At 63.5% G+C, this 16,828-nt stretch carries 16 protein-coding genes and 1 pseudogene; 3 read left to right on the top strand and 14 right to left on the bottom strand.

Features of this window, described 5'->3' with window-relative positions; genetic code table 11:
* Positions 1-125: 125 nt before the first annotated feature.
* Positions 126-1,412, top strand: coding sequence for a DDE-type integrase/transposase/recombinase (locus N5P29_RS05530; RefSeq protein ID WP_262277642.1), 1,287 nt, complete (start codon positions 126-128; stop codon positions 1,410-1,412).
* Positions 1,413-1,500: 88 nt separating this feature from the next.
* On the opposite strand, the gene fdxA is transcribed toward N5P29_RS05530, so the two are convergent.
* The 10 genes from fdxA to N5P29_RS05580 form a co-directional block, all read right to left on the bottom strand.
* Positions 1,501-1,812 carry a ferredoxin gene (fdxA, locus tag N5P29_RS05535; RefSeq protein WP_262277643.1) on the bottom strand — a complete coding sequence of 104 codons (312 nt, stop codon included), beginning with the start codon at positions 1,810-1,812 and terminating at the stop codon, positions 1,501-1,503.
* A 6-nt stretch (positions 1,813-1,818) separates the two neighbouring features.
* Complete coding sequence (locus N5P29_RS05540) at positions 1,819-3,285, bottom strand: aldehyde dehydrogenase family protein (RefSeq protein ID WP_262277644.1); 1,467 nt, start codon at positions 3,283-3,285, stop codon at positions 1,819-1,821.
* A gap of 17 nt (positions 3,286-3,302) precedes the next feature.
* The gene (locus N5P29_RS05545; protein WP_262277645.1) at positions 3,303-4,130 is read right to left on the bottom strand and encodes an SDR family oxidoreductase; all 828 of its coding nucleotides are present in this window, start codon (positions 4,128-4,130) and stop codon (positions 3,303-3,305) included.
* Complete coding sequence (locus N5P29_RS05550) at positions 4,130-5,071, bottom strand: dihydrodipicolinate synthase family protein (RefSeq protein WP_262277646.1); 942 nt, start codon at positions 5,069-5,071, stop codon at positions 4,130-4,132. Before N5P29_RS05550 ends, N5P29_RS05545 begins: the two co-directional genes overlap by 1 nt.
* 54 nt (positions 5,072-5,125) lie before the next feature.
* Entirely contained in the window at positions 5,126-5,929 is an 804-nt protein-coding gene (locus N5P29_RS05555; RefSeq protein WP_262277647.1) for an enoyl-CoA hydratase-related protein, read from the bottom strand.
* Positions 5,926-7,167: a CaiB/BaiF CoA transferase family protein gene (locus N5P29_RS05560; protein WP_262277648.1), complete on the bottom strand. Its 1,242-nt coding sequence runs from the start codon at positions 7,165-7,167 to the stop codon at positions 5,926-5,928. Before N5P29_RS05560 ends, N5P29_RS05555 begins: the two co-directional genes overlap by 4 nt.
* A gap of 5 nt (positions 7,168-7,172) precedes the next feature.
* Positions 7,173-8,537, bottom strand: a complete 1,365-nt coding sequence (locus N5P29_RS05565; RefSeq protein WP_262277649.1) for an FAD-dependent oxidoreductase — start codon at positions 8,535-8,537, stop codon at positions 7,173-7,175.
* 10 nt (positions 8,538-8,547) lie between these two features.
* Positions 8,548-9,879, bottom strand: coding sequence for an MFS transporter (locus N5P29_RS05570; protein WP_262277650.1), 1,332 nt, complete (start codon positions 9,877-9,879; stop codon positions 8,548-8,550).
* A gap of 165 nt (positions 9,880-10,044) precedes the next feature.
* Positions 10,045-10,644, bottom strand: coding sequence for a helix-turn-helix domain-containing protein (locus N5P29_RS05575; RefSeq protein ID WP_262277651.1), 600 nt, complete (start codon positions 10,642-10,644; stop codon positions 10,045-10,047).
* Between the two features lie 89 nt (positions 10,645-10,733).
* Positions 10,734-11,114, bottom strand: a complete 381-nt coding sequence (locus N5P29_RS05580; RefSeq protein WP_262277652.1) for an Hpt domain-containing protein — start codon at positions 11,112-11,114, stop codon at positions 10,734-10,736.
* Positions 11,115-11,318: 204 nt separating this feature from the next.
* Between N5P29_RS05580 and N5P29_RS05585 the strand changes: the two genes are divergently transcribed.
* On the top strand, positions 11,319-11,492 hold the full coding sequence (locus tag N5P29_RS05585) for a hypothetical protein (RefSeq protein ID WP_262277653.1): 174 nt from the start codon (positions 11,319-11,321) through the stop codon (positions 11,490-11,492).
* On the opposite strand, the gene N5P29_RS05590 is transcribed toward N5P29_RS05585, so the two are convergent.
* Both N5P29_RS05590 and bioB read right to left on the bottom strand, forming a co-directional pair.
* Positions 11,450-11,929, bottom strand: coding sequence for a very short patch repair endonuclease (locus N5P29_RS05590; RefSeq protein ID WP_262277654.1), 480 nt, complete (start codon positions 11,927-11,929; stop codon positions 11,450-11,452). The genes N5P29_RS05585 and N5P29_RS05590 overlap by 43 nt on opposite strands.
* A 256-nt stretch (positions 11,930-12,185) precedes the next feature.
* Positions 12,186-13,208 carry a biotin synthase BioB gene (bioB, locus tag N5P29_RS05595; RefSeq protein WP_262277655.1) on the bottom strand — a complete coding sequence of 341 codons (1,023 nt, stop codon included), beginning with the start codon at positions 13,206-13,208 and terminating at the stop codon, positions 12,186-12,188.
* 196 nt (positions 13,209-13,404) lie between these two features.
* On the opposite strand from bioB, the gene N5P29_RS05600 reads away from it, so the two are divergent.
* Positions 13,405-15,132 carry a purine-cytosine permease family protein gene (locus N5P29_RS05600; RefSeq protein WP_262278511.1) on the top strand — a complete coding sequence of 576 codons (1,728 nt, stop codon included), beginning with the start codon at positions 13,405-13,407 and terminating at the stop codon, positions 15,130-15,132.
* 163 nt (positions 15,133-15,295) lie between these two features.
* Here the strand turns inward: N5P29_RS05600 and N5P29_RS05605 are convergent, their stop codons facing one another.
* Both N5P29_RS05605 and N5P29_RS05610 read right to left on the bottom strand, forming a co-directional pair.
* Positions 15,296-15,481, bottom strand: a complete 186-nt coding sequence (locus N5P29_RS05605; RefSeq protein ID WP_018777112.1) for a CsbD family protein — start codon at positions 15,479-15,481, stop codon at positions 15,296-15,298.
* Between the two features lie 81 nt (positions 15,482-15,562).
* Positions 15,563-16,740, bottom strand: a pseudogene (locus N5P29_RS05610) (zinc-dependent alcohol dehydrogenase).
* Positions 16,741-16,828: the final 88 nt, after the last annotated feature.

The following is a 16,828-nucleotide window of genomic DNA, read 5'->3' on the forward strand; positions in this document are numbered from 1 at the left end:
GTTCCACTGGCACCTCAGTGGAACTGTGGAGTCTCATGACTTAATGGACAGTTCTGTCTCATGACTTCGTAGACACTCTGTCTCAGGACATCGTGGACATTTGTCGGGCGGGTTTGCTGCTGTCCATGAGTAAATCCCAGCCCGACATCAAGATCCGGCATGCTGTGGCAACGTGGTCCGAGGATTCGCCCAGGGGCGCGGTTACAGCGTTCTGCAGGAAGCACAATGTCTCCCGGGCCTGGTTTTACCGGGTCCGGGCGGCCGCTTCGGAGGTCGGGCCAGTGAAAGCGCTGGAGAAGAAACCCACGGTCCCGAAGACCATGCCCACTGTCACGGAGCCGGCCATGATCGAGCTGCTGCTCGATACTCGAGCAGACCTCCAGGACAGGGGCCTCGATCACGGCCCGCTCTCCGTCATCGCCAAGCTCTCCAGGATGGGTCTGAAGCCGCCGTCGCGAGCCACCGTGGCCAGGATCTTTGTCCGGGCCGGAATGGTCGTGCCCGAGCCTCGGAAGAAGCCACGGAGCGCGTACAAACGCTTCGTCTATCCGCAACCGAACGCGTGCTGGCAGATCGACTCGACCGAGTGGCAGCTCGCCGGCGGTAAGAAAGTGGCGATCTTCCAACTCATAGATGACCATTCGCGTCTGGCCCTGGCGTCCTTGGTCGCGACCGGGGAAACCAGTGCTGCCGCTATCGCCGTCGTCACGCAGGCGATCGACCGCCACGGAACGCCACAGAGATTCCTCTCTGACAACGGCACGGCACTGAATCCCACCCGTCGCGGGCGCTCCGGGGCTCTGGTGGAGTTCCTCAAAGCCCTGGGTGTCGAACCGATCACGGGCAAACCCTACAAACCCACCACCCAAGGCAAGAACGAACGCTTCCATCAGACCTTGCACCGATACCTGCACCGGCAGCCACCGGCGTCCACCATGACCGCACTTCAGGCCCAAGTGGACGCCTTCGACCTGTATTACAACAACGAACGCGAACATCAGGGCCTGCCAGCAGGAATGACACCAATCGAAGCATGGAACGCCACACCCAAAACACCCCCACCGCTCACCCCTGCACCCGTTTCACCCTGCCGGGAACGGCAGAGCGCGCAACGAACAGTGAACCGAAACGGATCCGTGACGATCCTCGGAACCCATTTCAAGCTAGGCAAAGAACACATCGGCACCACCGTGCACGTCCTCTACGACGACGCCGACATCATGTTCTTCGGAGCACAAGGCACCGAGATCATCACCCACCCCCGGCCACCGCAAGGAACCCGGTACGTCGGCAACGGTAAACCCTCGGGAGTCGCCGCCGACCCCCGAGGCGCCCGCAAGAAAAGAACCACCTACCCACAACTCAAACCCCGGAACCCCACACACCAGGACGAACTGTCTACACAGTCATGAGACACCAACTGTCTACGAAGTCCTGAGACATGAACTGTCTACAAGGTCCTGAGACATGACAGCACCTCAGTGGAACGTTTGCTGTCATTTAGTTGGGTACGGGGACGCGGGTGGGTTCCCCCTGGATGACCGGGTGGTCCGTCTCCGGCAGCGAGCGCCCGGGGCCGTCGTCGAAGAACTCCGCGTTGGCCCTGACATAGTCTGCCCATTCGTCGGGGACGTCTTCTGAGAAGTAGATTGCTTCCACAGGGCACACGGGATCACATGCCCCGCAGTCCACGCATTCGGAGGGGTGGATGTAGAGGGAACGCGCGCCCTCGTAGATGCAATCGACAGGGCACTCGTCGATGCAGGCCTTGTCTTTCACATCCACGCAGGGCTGCGCGATCACGTAACTCATATCCGACTACACGCCGGTGTAGACGGTTTTGCCCCACGTGAAGAAGTCCAGGGCGGACCGTCCTTGTTCGCGGAACGTGTTGGTGGAGGAGTCCTTGACCCCGCCGAACGGTACGTTGAGATCCAGCCCGGCGGTTGGACGGTTGACCTTGACCACGCCGGCTTGCGCCCGGGCGGCGAAGTCGGTTGCCAGCGCAAGTGAGTCCGTGCAGATGCCTGCTGTGAGTCCGTAGCGGGAGTCGTTGATGGCGGCCAGGCCCGCTTCGTAGTCGGGTACCTCGAGCACAGCCACTACGGGACCGAAGATCTCCTCCGTCACTGCTGCGTCGTCAAAGGGCAGGTCAGTGAGCACCGCAGCCGGAAAGAACAGCGCGCCGGAGGGATCGCCGTCGTAGCTTCCGTGCAGGAGGGTGGCGCCGCGTTCGACGGCGGTACGCACCGCTGCCTGGTCCTGCTCGAATTGTTGCCTGCTCACCACTGCGCCCATCCGGGTGCCCTCCGAGAGCCCGTCGCCGGTACTGTATGCGGCCGCTTCGGCCACCAGCGCTTCAAGGAACGCCGCACGGATCCCTGGGGTCACGTACACCCGGGAGGTTGCCGTGCAGGCCTGGCCAGTCAGCCCGAACGCTCCGGCGGCCACTACTTGCGCGGCTTTGCCGGGATCGGCGTCGTCCAGCACCAGCACGCCGTTCTTGCCGCCCATTTCCAGCTGCACCCGGGCCCGCCGGGCGTTCAGGATCTCCTGCAAACCCAGGCCCACCTTGGTGGAACCGGTGAAGGACAGCCCGGCGATACGGGGATCGCGCGCCAGGGCGTCACCCACAACACGGCCCTTGCCATGGACCACGTTGAACACGCCTGCGGGGAGGCCGGCGTCCTGCAATGCCCGGGCAAGGTGGGTTGCGGACAAAGGGGTGAGCTCGGCCGGCTTGATGATCACGGTGTTGCCGCTGATCAGGGCCGGGGCGCTCTTCCAGGCGGGAATGGCGATAGGGAAGTTCCACGGGGTAATCAGGCCAACAACGCCCAGTGCCTCGCGGCGGGTGGTGATGGTGGTGTCCGGGAGTCCGCTGGGCAGGACTTCGCCGGTGGCTGCCCAGCCGAGGGAGCCGAAGAAGCGCAGGACGTCCGAGGCACGTTTCACTTCGCCCTTCGCTTCTGCCAGGGTCTTGCCTTCCTCGCGAACCAGGTCCTCGGCGATGGCCGCCTGACGTTCGATCAACAGATTCCCTGCGGCAATGAGGATGCCCCCGCGGGACGGGGCAGGCAGAGCGGCCCAGCCCGGCTGGGCAGCAGCGGCAGCCGTGATGGCGGCATCCACGTCCTCGGCGGTGCCGCTGGGGGAGAGGGCGGCCAACTCGCCGGGCCGCGCCGGGTTCATCCGTTCCGTGTCCGCTGACCCGAGCCATTGGCCATTGATGAGGTGTTGGGCGGTGAGGGTAGTGATGTTGGTGTCCAAAGTTGTGGAAGTCATGGTTGGTCCTTAAGGGGTTAGAGGCTTCGGATCAGGCCGCCGTCGCACCTCAGTGCGACTCCGGTGATGTACGACGCCGGCGCGCTGCACAGGAAGGCGGCGGCGGCGCCGAACTCGGCGGGTTCTCCATACCGGCGGGCGGGGATGGTCTTGCGGGATTCGAGCTGGATGTCCTCCAATGTGGTGCCACGGCGCTTGGCTGCGGCCTGGTCCAGCTGTGTGACGCGGTCGGTGGCGATCCGACCGGGGAGGAGCAGGTTCACGGTGACCTCGTCCAATGCGACCTCGGCAGCGAGGGTCTTGAGGTAGCCGGCCAAGGCGGCGCGTCCGGTGTTGGAAACGGCCAGGTTGGGCAGGGGCGCGGTTACCCCGCTGGACCCGATCGCCAGGATGCGGCCCCAGCGGCGTTCCCGCATGCCGGGCAGCACCCGCGATACCAGGGCATGGTGCGGCTTGACCAGGAGCTCGAACGCAGCGGCCAGGTCCTCGGACGTCAGGGTTGCCGCTGCCCCCGGCTTCGGTCCGGGCCCGTTGAGGACCAGGATGTCGATCGGCCCGAGGTTGGCGACAGTTTGGTCCACTGCGGACTCGATGCCCTCCAGGGTGCCAAGGTCCGCTTCGATGGCGACCGAGTCAAAGCCGCTGGTCCCCAACGATCCGATGCCCAACGTTCCCGTCCCGTAGGCTGCCTGAAGTTCGGCAACAATCTCCTTGGCGCGGTCCCGACGACGCCCGACCACCGCCACCCGGACACCCTCGGCAGCGAGCGCCCTGGCCACGGCAAGCCCGAGCCCGCCGGTGGATGCGGCTACGAGTGCTGTCTTTCCTGCAATTCCGAGGTCCATCAGAAACTCCCTGCCGTTGCACGGGCATCCAACGCAGACGCCGCTTCCTTCAAGTGGACTGCCATGGAGCCCCGCAGGGCTTCGGGGAACAGTGCAGCCGGTGCCCGGACCCCGGAGTCCTTTATGAGTCCGCGCTCGCGGAGGCATTCCTTACGGATGGCGAGGGCTACCTTGGCTTGCTGTTCGAAGTTGATGAGCGGCAGGTAGGGCTGAAGTTCGCGTTCGGCGGCTTCGTATCCGCCGTCCTGCCATGCCCGGACGCACGCTATGAGGGCTTCGGGGTAGGAGAAGCCGGTCATCGCGCCGGAGGCGCCTGCCATGAGTTCGTCCAGGAGGCCTTGGCCGCCCAGGCCGCCGAAGATGGAAACCCCGACGGCGGCACTCAGGTCGGCGATGGCCACGCTGGTCGGCGGGGCCTCGGCTTTGACGGCGATGACGTATGCACAGGCATTCACCACTGAAGTCAAGGTTGCCGTGGAGATGGAGACGCCGCTGGCCAGCGGGTAGTCCTGGAGGACCACCTTGGCCCCGGTTGCCCGATGGATGGCGTCGAGGTGGGCGATCACCGCTTCTGCCCCGGCGGAGTTGGCTTGCACCATGACCGCCGCCAGGCGTGGTCCGGCAACTACCTGCGCTGCCATGACCTCTTCGATGGCTGGCCGCGTGGCGAGCGCGGTCACACCCACTACCAAGGGGAGGGCAGTGGACTCGACCACGGTTTCCAGGACGTCCCGGCGTTCCTGCGGAGTGAGGGCGGCTGCTTCGCCGAACACGCCAAGTACCGTGAGGCCGGTTGCCCCGATGCTCTCGTAGTGCTCCACGAGTTCGGCGAGGCTGTCGAGGTCAACGTCGAGTGTGCTGCCCTGGAAGGGGGTGGCCACGACGCCCCAGACACCTGACGACAGGGATTCACGGTTTTTGGGCGCAGAAGGGACAGGCATGGTGGTTCCTTTCAATGCGGACTACTGATTGGGATGGCTGGTGCCGGGGACGGTTTAGCGTCCCGGCCACACGGGTGGGCGCTTTTCCTGGAACGCCCTGACCCCTTCTGCGGAGTCCTCGCTGTCCAGTGCCGCCATCAGTGCCGGAAGCCTGAGGCCGCGGGCTTCCTTGGCCGTGAGGTGCGCGGTCTGCGTGACCATCTGCTTCACGGCGCGCACGGAGGTGGGTGCGCATGCCAGGATCTGGTCCACCCACCTCTGGACGGCGGCGTCCAGCTCCTCGGCCGGCACTACCTCATTGACCAGTCCCATGGATTGCATCTCTGCGGCATCGGCTTTGCGCCCGGTGAGCAGCATTCCCATGGCCTGCGTGTACGGGACCCTGCGCACCAACTGGTGGATGCCGCCGTCGAGCGCCAACCGCCCAACGCGGGGCTCGGTCAAACCGAACTTGGCGTTGGAAGCGGCCACCACGATGTCAGCGCCTAGGACGATTTCCATGCCGCCGCCCAGGGCATAGCCGTTCACTCGGGCGATCACCGGAACATCGAGGGTGGTGCGCAGGCTCAGGCCGCCGAAGCCGTTGGGATCCAGTCCGGCCCAGTATTCCAGGCCGGTCTTGTCCACGGCGTCGGCTGACATGTCGGCGCCGACGCAGAAGGCGCGAGGGCCGGCGCCGGTGACCACGACGACCCGCACAGTCGGGTCACTTTCGAGCTGTGACCAGACCTCGTTGAGCCGGGCGTGGGTGGTGCCGTCCACTGCGTTCAGGACGTGCTGGCGGTCGATGGTCACTGTCGCCACGCCGTCGGTGATGTCCAGGGTGACCTCGTCTACCCGTTCTGCGACAACGCTCACCGGAGGACCCCCAGCTGCTGCAGGCGTTCGATGGTTTCCTTATCGAAGCCGTTCTCGAGCAGGACCTCCACATTATGCTCACCCAGGCGGGGAGCGGCGCGGCGGATCGACGGTGGGGTTGCCGAGAGGCGGATGGGGGCATTCAGCATCTTCACCGTTCCCACCGAGGGGTGTTCGGCTTCGACGATCATGCCGTTCGCTTCAGTCTGGGCGTCTGCGAGCGCCTGTTCCAGGGTGTGGACGGGGGCGTTCAGCACTCCTTGTTCTTCCAGTTTCGCCGTCCAGTACTCAGTGGTGTTGGTGGCGAAGTGTTCACGGAAGATGGCCTGAAGCGCGGGCTTGTTCTTGAACTGCTGCTCCAGAGTTGCGAAGCCCGGCCGTTCGGTGAGGTCCTCATCGAGGTCCAGGGCATCGGAAATCCGGGCCAGGGGATCGGGCGTAAAGCCGCCCACCATGCACACGGCGCCGTCGGTGGTTTCGAAGACCCCGCTGAGCGGCATGGCGCCCCAGTTGACCTCGTAGCCGCGGTTGAGCTGCATGCACGCTTCCTGCATTTGGAGATGCAGCATGGAGTCATACATGGTCACTTCCACTTTTTGCCCCACTCCAGAGCTGTCCCGGGTACGCAGGGCCAGGAGGATTCCCTGCATGAGGTGCATGCCGGTGATGTAGTCGCACAAGGTAGTGGGGTAGATGGCGGGTTTGGTGTCCTCGGACTCGCGGCGCCACATCACGCCGGAGTAGGCCTGGGCAATGGCGTCCTGTCCGCCCTTGTGCGAGTAGGGTCCAACGGGTCCGAACCCCGTGCCGGAGGCCCAGATGATGCCGGGGTTCTCCGCCTTCAGGTCCTCATAGCCGAAGCCCATGCGTTCCATGACGCCGGAGCGGAAGTTGCTGACCACCACGTCGGCGTCGGCCATGAGCCGGTGCAGCACCTCGCGGCCTTCATCGGTGCGGGTGTCCACGGAGACGCTGCGCTTGTTCCGGTTGATGGAGAGGAAGATCGGGTTGTCCTGGCCGTCCTGGTCGGGGAAGGAATTGCGCGAGATATCACCGGCGCCAGGACGTTCCACCTTGATGATGTCCGCGCCGTAGTCGCCCAGCAGCTGGGTGCAGGACGGACCCATGAACACCTGGGTGAAGTCCACGATCTTGATTCCCTCCAGCGGGAGGGGCGTTGGTGCGGGAGCCGCGGCGGCGAGGGCCGCCGTCGTGCTTTCCGTATTTTCTGCAGTCATGAGGCTCATGCCGGCACCACAGCTTCGGAGTCGACGGTGGCGTTCGACGACGGGACATCGCCGGGGTCCGCGCCGTGCCGGCGCATGCCCAATTGGATGTCCGCTGCCGCGACATCGCGGACCAGGATGTTGCTCTCGACGGCGAGGGCTGCTGCCACACCGACAGCCTGGCCCATGGCCATGCAGGGCGGAATTTCGCGCGACATCTTCTGGGCTTCGGGGGTGGCGGAGTAGTGGCGGCCGGCCACCAGGAGCTGGTCGACTTCCTTGGGCAGGAGCGAGCGGTAGGGGTAGTAGTAGTCGCGGCCGCGGGCCACGGTGTCGGCAAAGTGGCGGCGTTGGGTGACGTCGTCCTTGGTCATGATGTACTCGCCCTGCAGGAGGCGGGTCTGGCGGACGCCCATCTGGGAGGCGACATCCAGCATGTACGCCTTTTCGAAGCCGGGGAGGTTGGCCCGGACGTAATCCACGGCCTCGGAGATCCGGTCGCGGGCGGCGAACTCGGCCGCGGTCATGTCTGCCGGATCCACGCCGTCGAAGCCGGTCATGTGCGGGGCGTTGCACCACACGACGCCTTCAATGGGCGTCTTGAGCCACCACAATTCCCAAGCGCCGCCGAGGATGCGCTTGATCTTGCGGTTGATGGCTCGGGCTTCCTTGGGGTTGGCCTGTTCGAAGGCTTCGGCTGCGTTGGTGTCCACGTTGCCGAGGCGGAAGACGAGCGTGGTGAGGTAGTTGTCCTTTGCGTAGCTGGCGCCGGCACGCGAAGCGACGTCGATATCGCCCGTGGTGTCGATGACGACGTCGGCCAGGAAGGCCTGCGGGCCAAGCTTCGTTTCGCAGATGACGCCCTTGATCACGCCGTTGTCCACGATGGGGCGGGAGAACCACGAGTGGAGGCGGAGGTCCACTCCGGCTTCTCGGACGAGGTCGTTGGACACGCGCTTCCAGCCATCGGGGTCGAAGGCGGCGGCGTAGCAGATGGGCTTCGGGTTGGTGTGGGAGTGGAAATCGAAGGTGCCGTAGCGTCCCCACTTGTTCCACAGTTCCTCGGAGGTCTTGCGGTGATCGGCGGGGGGAACGATGGCCAGGCCGAGCTTCTGGAGGCGTTCCACGTATTCGGAGACAATGCCGGTGACTGTGATTTCCTGGCCGTTGATCATGTCATCGAGCACCAGGACCATGCCGCCGGAGGCGAGTCCACCCAATGATGAGTAGCGTTCGAGCAGAGTGACTTTCGCGCCGGAGCGGGCTGCGGTGACGGCAGCGGCCACACCTGCGGGGCCACCGCCTACGACGAGTACATCGGAACGGGAGATAACCGGGGCGGTGAGGTCCGCCGTCGTGCTGGAGAGTTCGAGGGAGTTCATGGTGAGGTCCTTACTTGCCGACGTGGATGCCGTTGGAGCGGCGGGCGGCGAGGTAGAAAACGATGCTGAGGATGGACAGGACGGCCACGTAGACCGGGAAGATCCAGGTGAGGTTCATTGATTGGAACCAGACCAGGAGGTAGGAGGCGGTGCCGCCGAAGAGGGCCACGCCGATGCCGTACCCGAGGGCGACGCCGGTGCCGCGGATGTTCTTGGGCATCAGGGAGGAGCTGACCACGTTGTAGAGGGTCATGTTGAGCACCAGGACAATCGAGCCGCCCAGGAGGACCGCCGCGAAGCCGCCGATGCCCGGCTGTACGTAGAGCAGCATGAGGAACACGGACGGGATCGCAAGGATGCGGGTCACGAGGAACCAGCGGGACATTGCCTTGCCGTCTGCGAGCTTGCCGATGACCCAGCTGCCGACGACCAGGATGACGCCGAGGACAGTGGTGAGGGCGAAGACGGCGGTGGGGTCTTCCTTGAACCCGCTGCGAGCTGCGCTGGGGAGTCCGACGTTCCAAGCGTAGTTGTAGGCCTGTGCCGCGCCCACAACGAACACGATCGCGAGGACGGAGAGCCAGTGCTTGCCTACACCCTTCCATACGGCGCGGGGAGTGTTCGTGGCCATTTCCTCTTCCTTGAGGGTCTCCGGGAGGGAGCGCCGCAGGTAGAGGACCACAAAGCCAAAGAGTGCGCCGATGATGAACGGAACGCGCCAGCCCCACTCGCCCATGGCTGCGCCGCCGATCACCAGGCTGCAGAGGAAGCTGACGAGGGAGGCCATAAGGATGCCGATGTTCACGTAGAAGGACATGATGCCGGCCACGTAGCCTTCACGGCCTTCGGGCGCCAGCTCTACGGCGTGGGAGGTGGAAAGTGGAGCTTCGATGCCGGTGGAGATGCCCTGGAGGACACGGCACACCAGGAGGATGATGCCTGCAGCCGGGCCGATGGTGGCGTAGCTGGGCGTGACGGCGATGACCAGGGTTGTTCCGGCCATGAGCATGATGGACAGCAACATCACGCGGCGCCGGCCAATGCGGTCAGCAAGGGTTCCCAGCAGGATGCCGCCCAGCGGCCGGAAAGCGAATCCAACGGCGAACACAGCCAAGGCGTTGAGCGTCGCGGACAGGGGGTCGGTATTGGGAAAGAAGTTGGGGCCGATGAAAGCTGACAGGAGGCCGAAGACCATCCAGTCGTACCACTCAAGGGCGTTTCCCAGGCCCAGGCCGAGAAGGCCTTTGCGGACTTCGGGGGCGAACTTGGTGTTCCTCTGTGCGGAGGCTGGTTGGGTTCCTGGTGACGGGACTTCGCTGTCCGTCGTTCGTGTGTCGAGCATGGAAGTTTCCTTACGCTGACGCCGTGGAAGGCGTGAAAGGGTATGACGCAGGGACGCCTGTTGAAGGAAGCGCCTGATGCGAAAGTGGCAAGGAGTGTCAGCGGCCACGATGATCGTGTCCGGACAGTTAAGGGAAAACGCCCAGGCCGCCTGAGGGCAGCTGCGTTACCACGCGTGTGGTGCGTTGACCCAGATGGCTACGCATACCTCTTCGTAGCTGTTCTTGTACCAGTGGGGGATCTCTGAGGAGTAGGTGATGGAGTCGCCCTCTTCGAGGCTGTAGCAGACGCCGTCCAAAAAGACGTCCTTACGGCCCGAGATGATGTAGCAGAACTCTTCACCGCTGTGGGTAAAAGGGGTTGCGCTGGTGTCATGCCCTTGGGGCGTACTGATCCACTGCGCTTCGATGCTTCCGTCCCGGTTGGGGGTCAGCAGTTCGTGGACTGCCGATCCCACCGATTCACGGGTGACGTTCACAAGGTTTCGCCGCTCTGACTTGCGGACTACGGGAGACTTTGATTCGTCCTGGCCGATGAAGAACCTCCCTACGGGGATGTCCAGGCCGTGCGCCAACTGTGCCAACGTGGTGAAGGAAGGGTTGGCCATGCCGCGTTCGATCTGGCTGACAATGGCCTGGCTGAGGCCGGTGATGTCCGAGAGCTGGGCCAGGGTCATGCCCTTCGCCTTGCGCATGGTGCGCACCTTGTTTCCTACCGTCGCCAGCAGTTCGCTGGTGGCCGGGGGAGCAGGAGTCTCGGTTGTCATTGCCGCATCCTTCGTTGGTGAGCTAACTCACACAACTATAGTGAAGATTTTTAGCGAGTCAATGGTTTTCTTCATTAAGGTGAAGAAATTTACCCGATCGGTGATTCCAGTTCGCGGATCGTCCCGAAGACGCACTGGTCAATGGTGGTGACCTTCGGCCTGAGCTCAAGCAAGTGATCGCCGTTGGGGAGCAGGCGGATGCTGATTTCCAGCTCCGTGGCCAGACGGTTCATGCAGATCGCGCCCACCATGTGGCTGGACGTTTTCAGGCTGAGGACGGCGTCCATGGCGTCCTCGATGTCCAGGTTGTCCAGTGCCCGATGCAAGCGGGATACCCGCCAGGGCAACAACGAAACGTAGTTGCGGACGAAGGCGTCGATGATGGCGGGGTCCCCGCCGAGCTCGGCCTTCAAATCGGTCAGGACGGTGTGATCCACCAGGGCGTCTGTGCACTCGTCATACTCAGACACCAAATCCCTCCCGCCTCGGAACAATAGATTCACGATTCAACAGTAGGACGCGTCGAACTGCCCACGTGCCATTAATCCAAAGCTTGATGAAATCTTGAGCGGACTCAGAGGCAGTCTTGATTCCCGGACCGGAAAGTAGCAGGAACAGCACTAAGCGTGGTTCTTGGAGGACCTCCAGCCGCGGATCAGGGAGAGGGAAACAGCATGGACAGTGGTGCCCGCCCGTCGCCGGGGCTGATGGTGATCATCGTCTTCTGCATGACCGTCCTGCTGGGTATCGGAGGGACTGCGGCCTACGCCCTGTGGGAACAGGGATCGCACAGCGCGGGCTCCGATCATCCCGTCGAGTCAGCTCCCTCCACCACGTCCAAGCCCTGACGGATACCGGAGTCGAGGAAAGTGCTCAACCGGCTTTCCAGGACGGACACGTCCTTCAGTTCGCACTCCCAAACGGTCAACACGTCCCAACCGGCAGCAGCAAGTTGCCCGCGCTGTTGGGCGTCCCGTTCCCGGGTCCTGGTGCGCTTGGCCTCCCAGAAATCGGCATTCGCCGCCGGGGCATGCTGGCCTACCTTGCAGTCATGGAAGTGCCAGAAGCACCCGTTGACGAAGATGACCTTTCGGCGGCCTGCGAACACAAGGTCGGGGCGGCCGGGGAGCTTCGTCCCGCCCGACTGTCCATGCAGGCGATACCTGTAGCCCTTTGCGTGCAGCAGCCTGCGGACCAGCAGTTCCGGTTTGGTGTTCTTGCCCCGGATTCTGGACATGTTGCGGCTGCGCTGTTCCGGCGTCAGCAGGTCCCGGCTCTCGCCCATGAGACCACCCTACCCAAGGAGTTTTCGTACAGATAATGCCCTTATGGAGCGCTTTTAGGAGCATTATCTGTACGAAAACTCGCGAGGGGGTGGCGCGAACACTCGGCCGTCCACCCCAACGGCGTGACCTGGACCTTCATCCGCCTCCTGCACTGCGGGCAATAGCGCGGTGGCTCCATCACCAACTGCTGACGGCAGTTTTGATGAGCGTCCGACGTCGGGCCCTCACCTCCGCAGTGGCCGCAATAGGCGGCTTTCACAGCGTCTTCTGGAGTTCCTTGATGGGCATGTTCAGCTCCACCAGGAGGTTGAGGTCGGCGTTGGCGGGGCGGCCCAAAGTGGTGAGGTAGTTGCCGACGATCACGGCGTTGATTCCGCCGAGCAGGCCCTCGCGGGTGCCCAGGTCGCCGAGTGTCAGTTCTCGTCCGCCGGCGTAACGCAGGACGGTCCGTGGCATGGCCAAGCGGAACGCCGCGATGGCGCGAAGGGCGTCCTTGCCGTCCATGATCCCCTGGTTCTCCAAGGGGGTTCCCGGCCGGGGATTGAGGAAGTTCAGCGGAACTTCGTGCGGGTCAAGGGCGGCGAGCTGCGCGGCCAGCTCGGCCCGCTGCTTCACCGACTCTCCCATGCCGATCAGGGCACCGCAGCACAGTTCCATGCCGGCGGCCTTGACCATGGCGCAGGTCTCCAGCCGTTCCTCGTAGCTGTGGGTCGTGACCACCTCGGGGAAGTAGCTGCGGGCTGTTTCCAGGTTGTGGTTGTACCGGTGAACGCCCCACGAGGCGAGCTGGTCCACCTGGCGCTGGGTGAGCATGCCCAAGGAGCAGGCGATATTGATGTCCACTTCCTCGTTGATGCGCTCGATCGCGAATTTGATCTGGTTCATCAGCTTGATGTCGGGGCCACGGACGGCGGCGACGATGCAGAACTCCGTGGCCCCGGTTGCAGCGGTCTCCTTGGCCGCTTTGACCAGTTCCGGGATGTCCAGCCACACGCCGCGAACAGGGGAGTCGAACAGTCCGGATTGGCTGCAGAAATGGCAGTCTTCGGGACAGCCGCCGGTCTTGATGGAGATGATGCCTTCCACCTCCACGTCCTCGCCGCAGTGCTTCAACCGGACCTCGTGCGCGAGGTCGAGGGCGGCGGGAATGGCGTCGTCCGGGAGCCGTAGAACCTCCAGCAGCTGGGACTCATTCAGTCCTTCACCGCGTTCCAACACCTGTTTACGGGCGGTTTCGAGGATGGCAAACGGGGCAGTTTCATGGGGTGCGCGGGTCATGTCCTCGACGGTATCGGCGCAGGTGAGGGACCGTTTTGTGGGTTGCGTACAAAGGGCGATCCGGCTTTTTGGTACCGAAAGCACGGTGCGGGTGATGCAGAAGTTACAGCTGCGAAACATGGCCGTGACTGAATTGACGCGCTGCGTGACTAGCGTCGTGGTCGAAGCACCCTCCCCGGATGAAAGCGACCCACGCATGAGCGACGACAAGACGAGTACCGCAATACTGGAGCCGACGACGGCGGCAAGCACCGCCGTCGTACCCGGCACCTCAGCTGTACCAGCGGCAGGCAACGCCGACGCATTGACTGCAGCGAAGGAGAGCCTGGAGGACTACACGCTCCGGTTCGCCCCGCGTTCCTACCGTAAGTGGAGTGCCGGCGTGGTGGCGACAAGTGCCCTGGGTGGCATCGCCTACCTGGCCGACTTCTCCATCGGTGCAAACATCGGGATCTCCTACGGAACGGTGAATGCGATCTTCGGCATCATGGTGGCCGCGGTGATCATTTTCGCAACAGGCTTCCCGCTGGCTTACTACGCTGCCCGCTACAATATCGACCTTGACCTCATCACCCGTGGGTCGGGCTTCGGCTACTACGGCTCGGTGGTCACCAACATCATCTTTGCCACATTCACGTTCATCTTCTTCGCACTCGAGGGCTCCATCATGGCCCAGGGCCTGCAACTGGGCCTGGGCATCCCGCAGTGGATCGGCTATGCGGTCTCCACGATCATCATCATTCCGCTGGTGATCTATGGCATGAAGACGCTGGCCACCCTGCAGGTGTGGACGACTCCGCTGTGGCTGTTGCTGATGGTGGTCCCGGTGGGTTACCTGCTGTTGTCCCACCCCGAAAGCATCGATGCCTTCTTCGCCTTCACCGGTGCCTCGGGCGACGGCGGCCCGAACCTGGCCTCGGTGATGCTGGCCGCCGGTGTCTGCCTGTCACTCATGGCCCAGATCGCAGAGCAGATCGACTACCTCCGCTTCATGCCGCCCAAGACCGCTGAGAACCGGGGCGCCTGGTGGCGTGCAGTGATCCTCGCCGGGCCGGGCTGGGTGATCTTCGGTGCCATCAAGCAGATCATTGGCCTGTTCATTGCCATCTACCTCATCGCCAAGCTCGATCCCGCAGCCGCAGTCCACGCAAATGAACCCGTCCACCAGTTCCTGGGCGTCTACGAAGAAATGATGCCGGCCTGGTTGGCCATGACCCTTGCCGTGGTGCTGGTGGTCATCTCGCAGATCAAGATCAACGTCACCAATGCCTACTCCGGTTCGCTGGCCTGGACCAACTCCTTCACCCGTATTACCAAGAGCTACCCGGGCCGGATGGTGTTCGTGGTGGTCAACCTGGTGATCGCACTGATCCTCATGGAGTCCAACATGTTTGAATTCCTGAACACCATCCTTGGTTTCTATGCCAACTGCGCCATGGCGTGGGTTGTCACGGTGGCTTCGGACATCGCGATCAACAAGTACTTGCTGAAGATCTCGCCCAAGGTTCCCGAGTTCCGCCGTGGCATGCTCTACGCCGTGAACCCTGTGGGCTTCGTGTCCATGCTGGTCTCGGCAGGGGTCTCCATCGCAGTGTTCTTCGGGGCCTTCGGTGCCTCGGTCCAGCCGTATTCGCCCATCTTCGCTGTGGGCCTGGCACTGGTTCTGCCGCCGCTCCTGGCTGTTGCCACCCGCGGCCGCTACTACCTGCGACGCACGGACGACGGCATTGACTTGCCGATGTTCGACGCCGACGGAAACCCCAGCGACGCGAAGCTCCTGTGCCACGTGACGGGCATTGAGTTCGAACGTCCCGACATGCTTCGGTCGGCCCAGGACGGGCCCGACGGCGAACCCCAGTACATCTCGTCCCTCGCTTTGTCCACGGACAAGTCGGGCGCGCTGGTGCTCCCGGCGCAGAAGTAGCCCCCCGTCCGCCCAACTAGGGGACAGCACATGTCCTACTGACGGTTCATTGGGACAGGAGCTGTCCCCTGGTTGGGTGCACGCATAGTTGGGTGCACGCAGAACGCCCCGGTTCCCTTGGAGGGAACCGGGGCGTTGCGCTGTGTTCGTTAGTGCTGAGGGCTTACTTGTCGAAGGCGTCCTTCGCGGCGTCCTTGACGTTCTCGCCTGCCTGCTTGGTCTTGGCGGCTGCCTGGTCAGCTACACCTTCGGCCTGCAGTTTCTCGTTGTTCGTAGCGTCACCCAAGGCTTCCTTGGCCTTGCCCGTGACTTCCTGTGCCTTGTTGCTGATCTTGTCTCCGAGTCCCATGGGATCTCCTTCGATGTAGTACCAACGCTGACAATTGCTAGGCTATCGAGCAATTCTGGGTACTTCCTGAATGTGCGCTGCTCAGGGTTTGAGGACCACCTTGATGCAACCATCCTGCTTCTTCTGGAACTCCTCGTAGAGTGCCGGCGCCTCGTCCAGGCTCCCGGTATGGGTGACCAGATGCATGACTCCCAGCGGATCGGCGTCGTCCTCCACCACAGGGGGAGCAGGTCGTCGATCCAGCTGCGCACATTGCATTGACCCATGCGGAGCTGGATTTGCTTGTCGAACATTGTCATCAGCGGCATGGGATCGGCCTGGCCGCCGTAAACGCCGCTCAGTGACAGGGTGCCGCCGCGGCGCACTGTGTCCACGGCAGTATGGAGAGCCGCCAGCCGGTCCACGCTCATGGTCTCCATGGCCACCTGCGCCGGCTTGTCCGGAAGGAGGGAGACGGCCCGGTGCCGGAAGGAAGCCACCGGCGAACCGTGTGCTTCCATGCCGACGGCGTCCACCACGGAGTCCGGGCCCCGTCCGAGCGTTTCTTCCCGGATCTGGCTGGCGACGTCGGAACTGTAGTCCATGGTCTCCACGCCGTGGGACTCTGCCATTGCCCGGCGTTCGGGGACCGGATCGACTCCGATGACCCGGAAGCCCTTGTGGAGGCCGATCCTCGTGGCAAACTGGCCAACAGGTCCCAAACCCAGCACTGCGAGGGTCCCACCCTCAGGAACATGGGCGTACTCCACGGCCTGCCACGCGGTGGGGAGGATGTCGGAGAGGAAGAGGTAGCGTTCGTCGGGCGCATCCGAGTCGATTTTCACGGGGCCGTAATCCGCGAACGGCACCCGCAGGTACTGGGCCTGGCCTCCCGGTACGGAGCCATACAGTTCCGAATAGCCAAACAGCGCTGCCCCCGATCCCTTGGCCTTGACCTGGGTGGTTTCGCATTGGGACTGCAGGCCTCGGTTGCACATGTAGCAGTGACCGCAAGCGATGTTGAAGGGGACAACCACCCGGTCGCCCTTTTTGAGCCGGTGCACTCCCGGGCCCACTTCTTCGACGATCCCCATGGGCTCATGTCCAATGACGTCGCCCTTGTGCATGTAGGGACCCAGCACCTCATACAGGTGAAGGTCCGAGCCGCAGATGGCGGTGGACGTGATGCGGACAATCGCGTCCGTGGGTTCCTGTATGGAGGGGTCGGGTACGTCGTCGACGCTGAGCGCCCGCCGGCCTTGCCATGTCACTGCTTTCACGTGTGGATCTCCCTGCTGTTGATGCCGGGGCCGGTCCCGCTCTTCTGGAGACCTTTCCAGCGAAGCAGAGATCATGTCCGCAGACAAG

It is taken from the genome of Paenarthrobacter sp. JL.01a, from assembly GCF_025452095.1.
Taxonomy (GTDB): domain Bacteria; phylum Actinomycetota; class Actinomycetes; order Actinomycetales; family Micrococcaceae; genus Arthrobacter.

Excerpts from the sequence above, each read along its gene's own strand:
- N5P29_RS05530 (WP_262277642.1), top strand. The coding sequence starts at position 126 with ATGAGTAAATCCCAGCCCGACATCAAGATCCGGCATGCTGTGGCAACG.
- fdxA (WP_262277643.1), bottom strand. The coding sequence starts at position 1,812 with ATGAGTTACGTGATCGCGCAGCCCTGCGTGGATGTGAAAGACAAGGCC.
- N5P29_RS05540 (WP_262277644.1), bottom strand. The coding sequence starts at position 3,285 with ATGACTTCCACAACTTTGGACACCAACATCACTACCCTCACCGCCCAA.
- N5P29_RS05545 (WP_262277645.1), bottom strand. The coding sequence starts at position 4,130 with ATGGACCTCGGAATTGCAGGAAAGACAGCACTCGTAGCCGCATCCACC.
- N5P29_RS05550 (WP_262277646.1), bottom strand. The coding sequence starts at position 5,071 with ATGCCTGTCCCTTCTGCGCCCAAAAACCGTGAATCCCTGTCGTCAGGT.
- N5P29_RS05560 (WP_262277648.1), bottom strand. The coding sequence starts at position 7,167 with ATGACTGCAGAAAATACGGAAAGCACGACGGCGGCCCTCGCCGCCGCG.
- N5P29_RS05565 (WP_262277649.1), bottom strand. The coding sequence starts at position 8,537 with ATGAACTCCCTCGAACTCTCCAGCACGACGGCGGACCTCACCGCCCCG.
- N5P29_RS05570 (WP_262277650.1), bottom strand. The coding sequence starts at position 9,879 with ATGCTCGACACACGAACGACGGACAGCGAAGTCCCGTCACCAGGAACC.
- N5P29_RS05575 (WP_262277651.1), bottom strand. The coding sequence starts at position 10,644 with ATGACAACCGAGACTCCTGCTCCCCCGGCCACCAGCGAACTGCTGGCG.
- N5P29_RS05585 (WP_262277653.1), top strand. The coding sequence starts at position 11,319 with ATGGACAGTGGTGCCCGCCCGTCGCCGGGGCTGATGGTGATCATCGTC.
- N5P29_RS05590 (WP_262277654.1), bottom strand. The coding sequence starts at position 11,929 with ATGGGCGAGAGCCGGGACCTGCTGACGCCGGAACAGCGCAGCCGCAAC.
- bioB (WP_262277655.1), bottom strand. The coding sequence starts at position 13,208 with ATGACCCGCGCACCCCATGAAACTGCCCCGTTTGCCATCCTCGAAACC.
- N5P29_RS05600 (WP_262278511.1), top strand. The coding sequence starts at position 13,405 with ATGAGCGACGACAAGACGAGTACCGCAATACTGGAGCCGACGACGGCG.
- N5P29_RS05605 (WP_018777112.1), bottom strand. The coding sequence starts at position 15,481 with ATGGGACTCGGAGACAAGATCAGCAACAAGGCACAGGAAGTCACGGGC.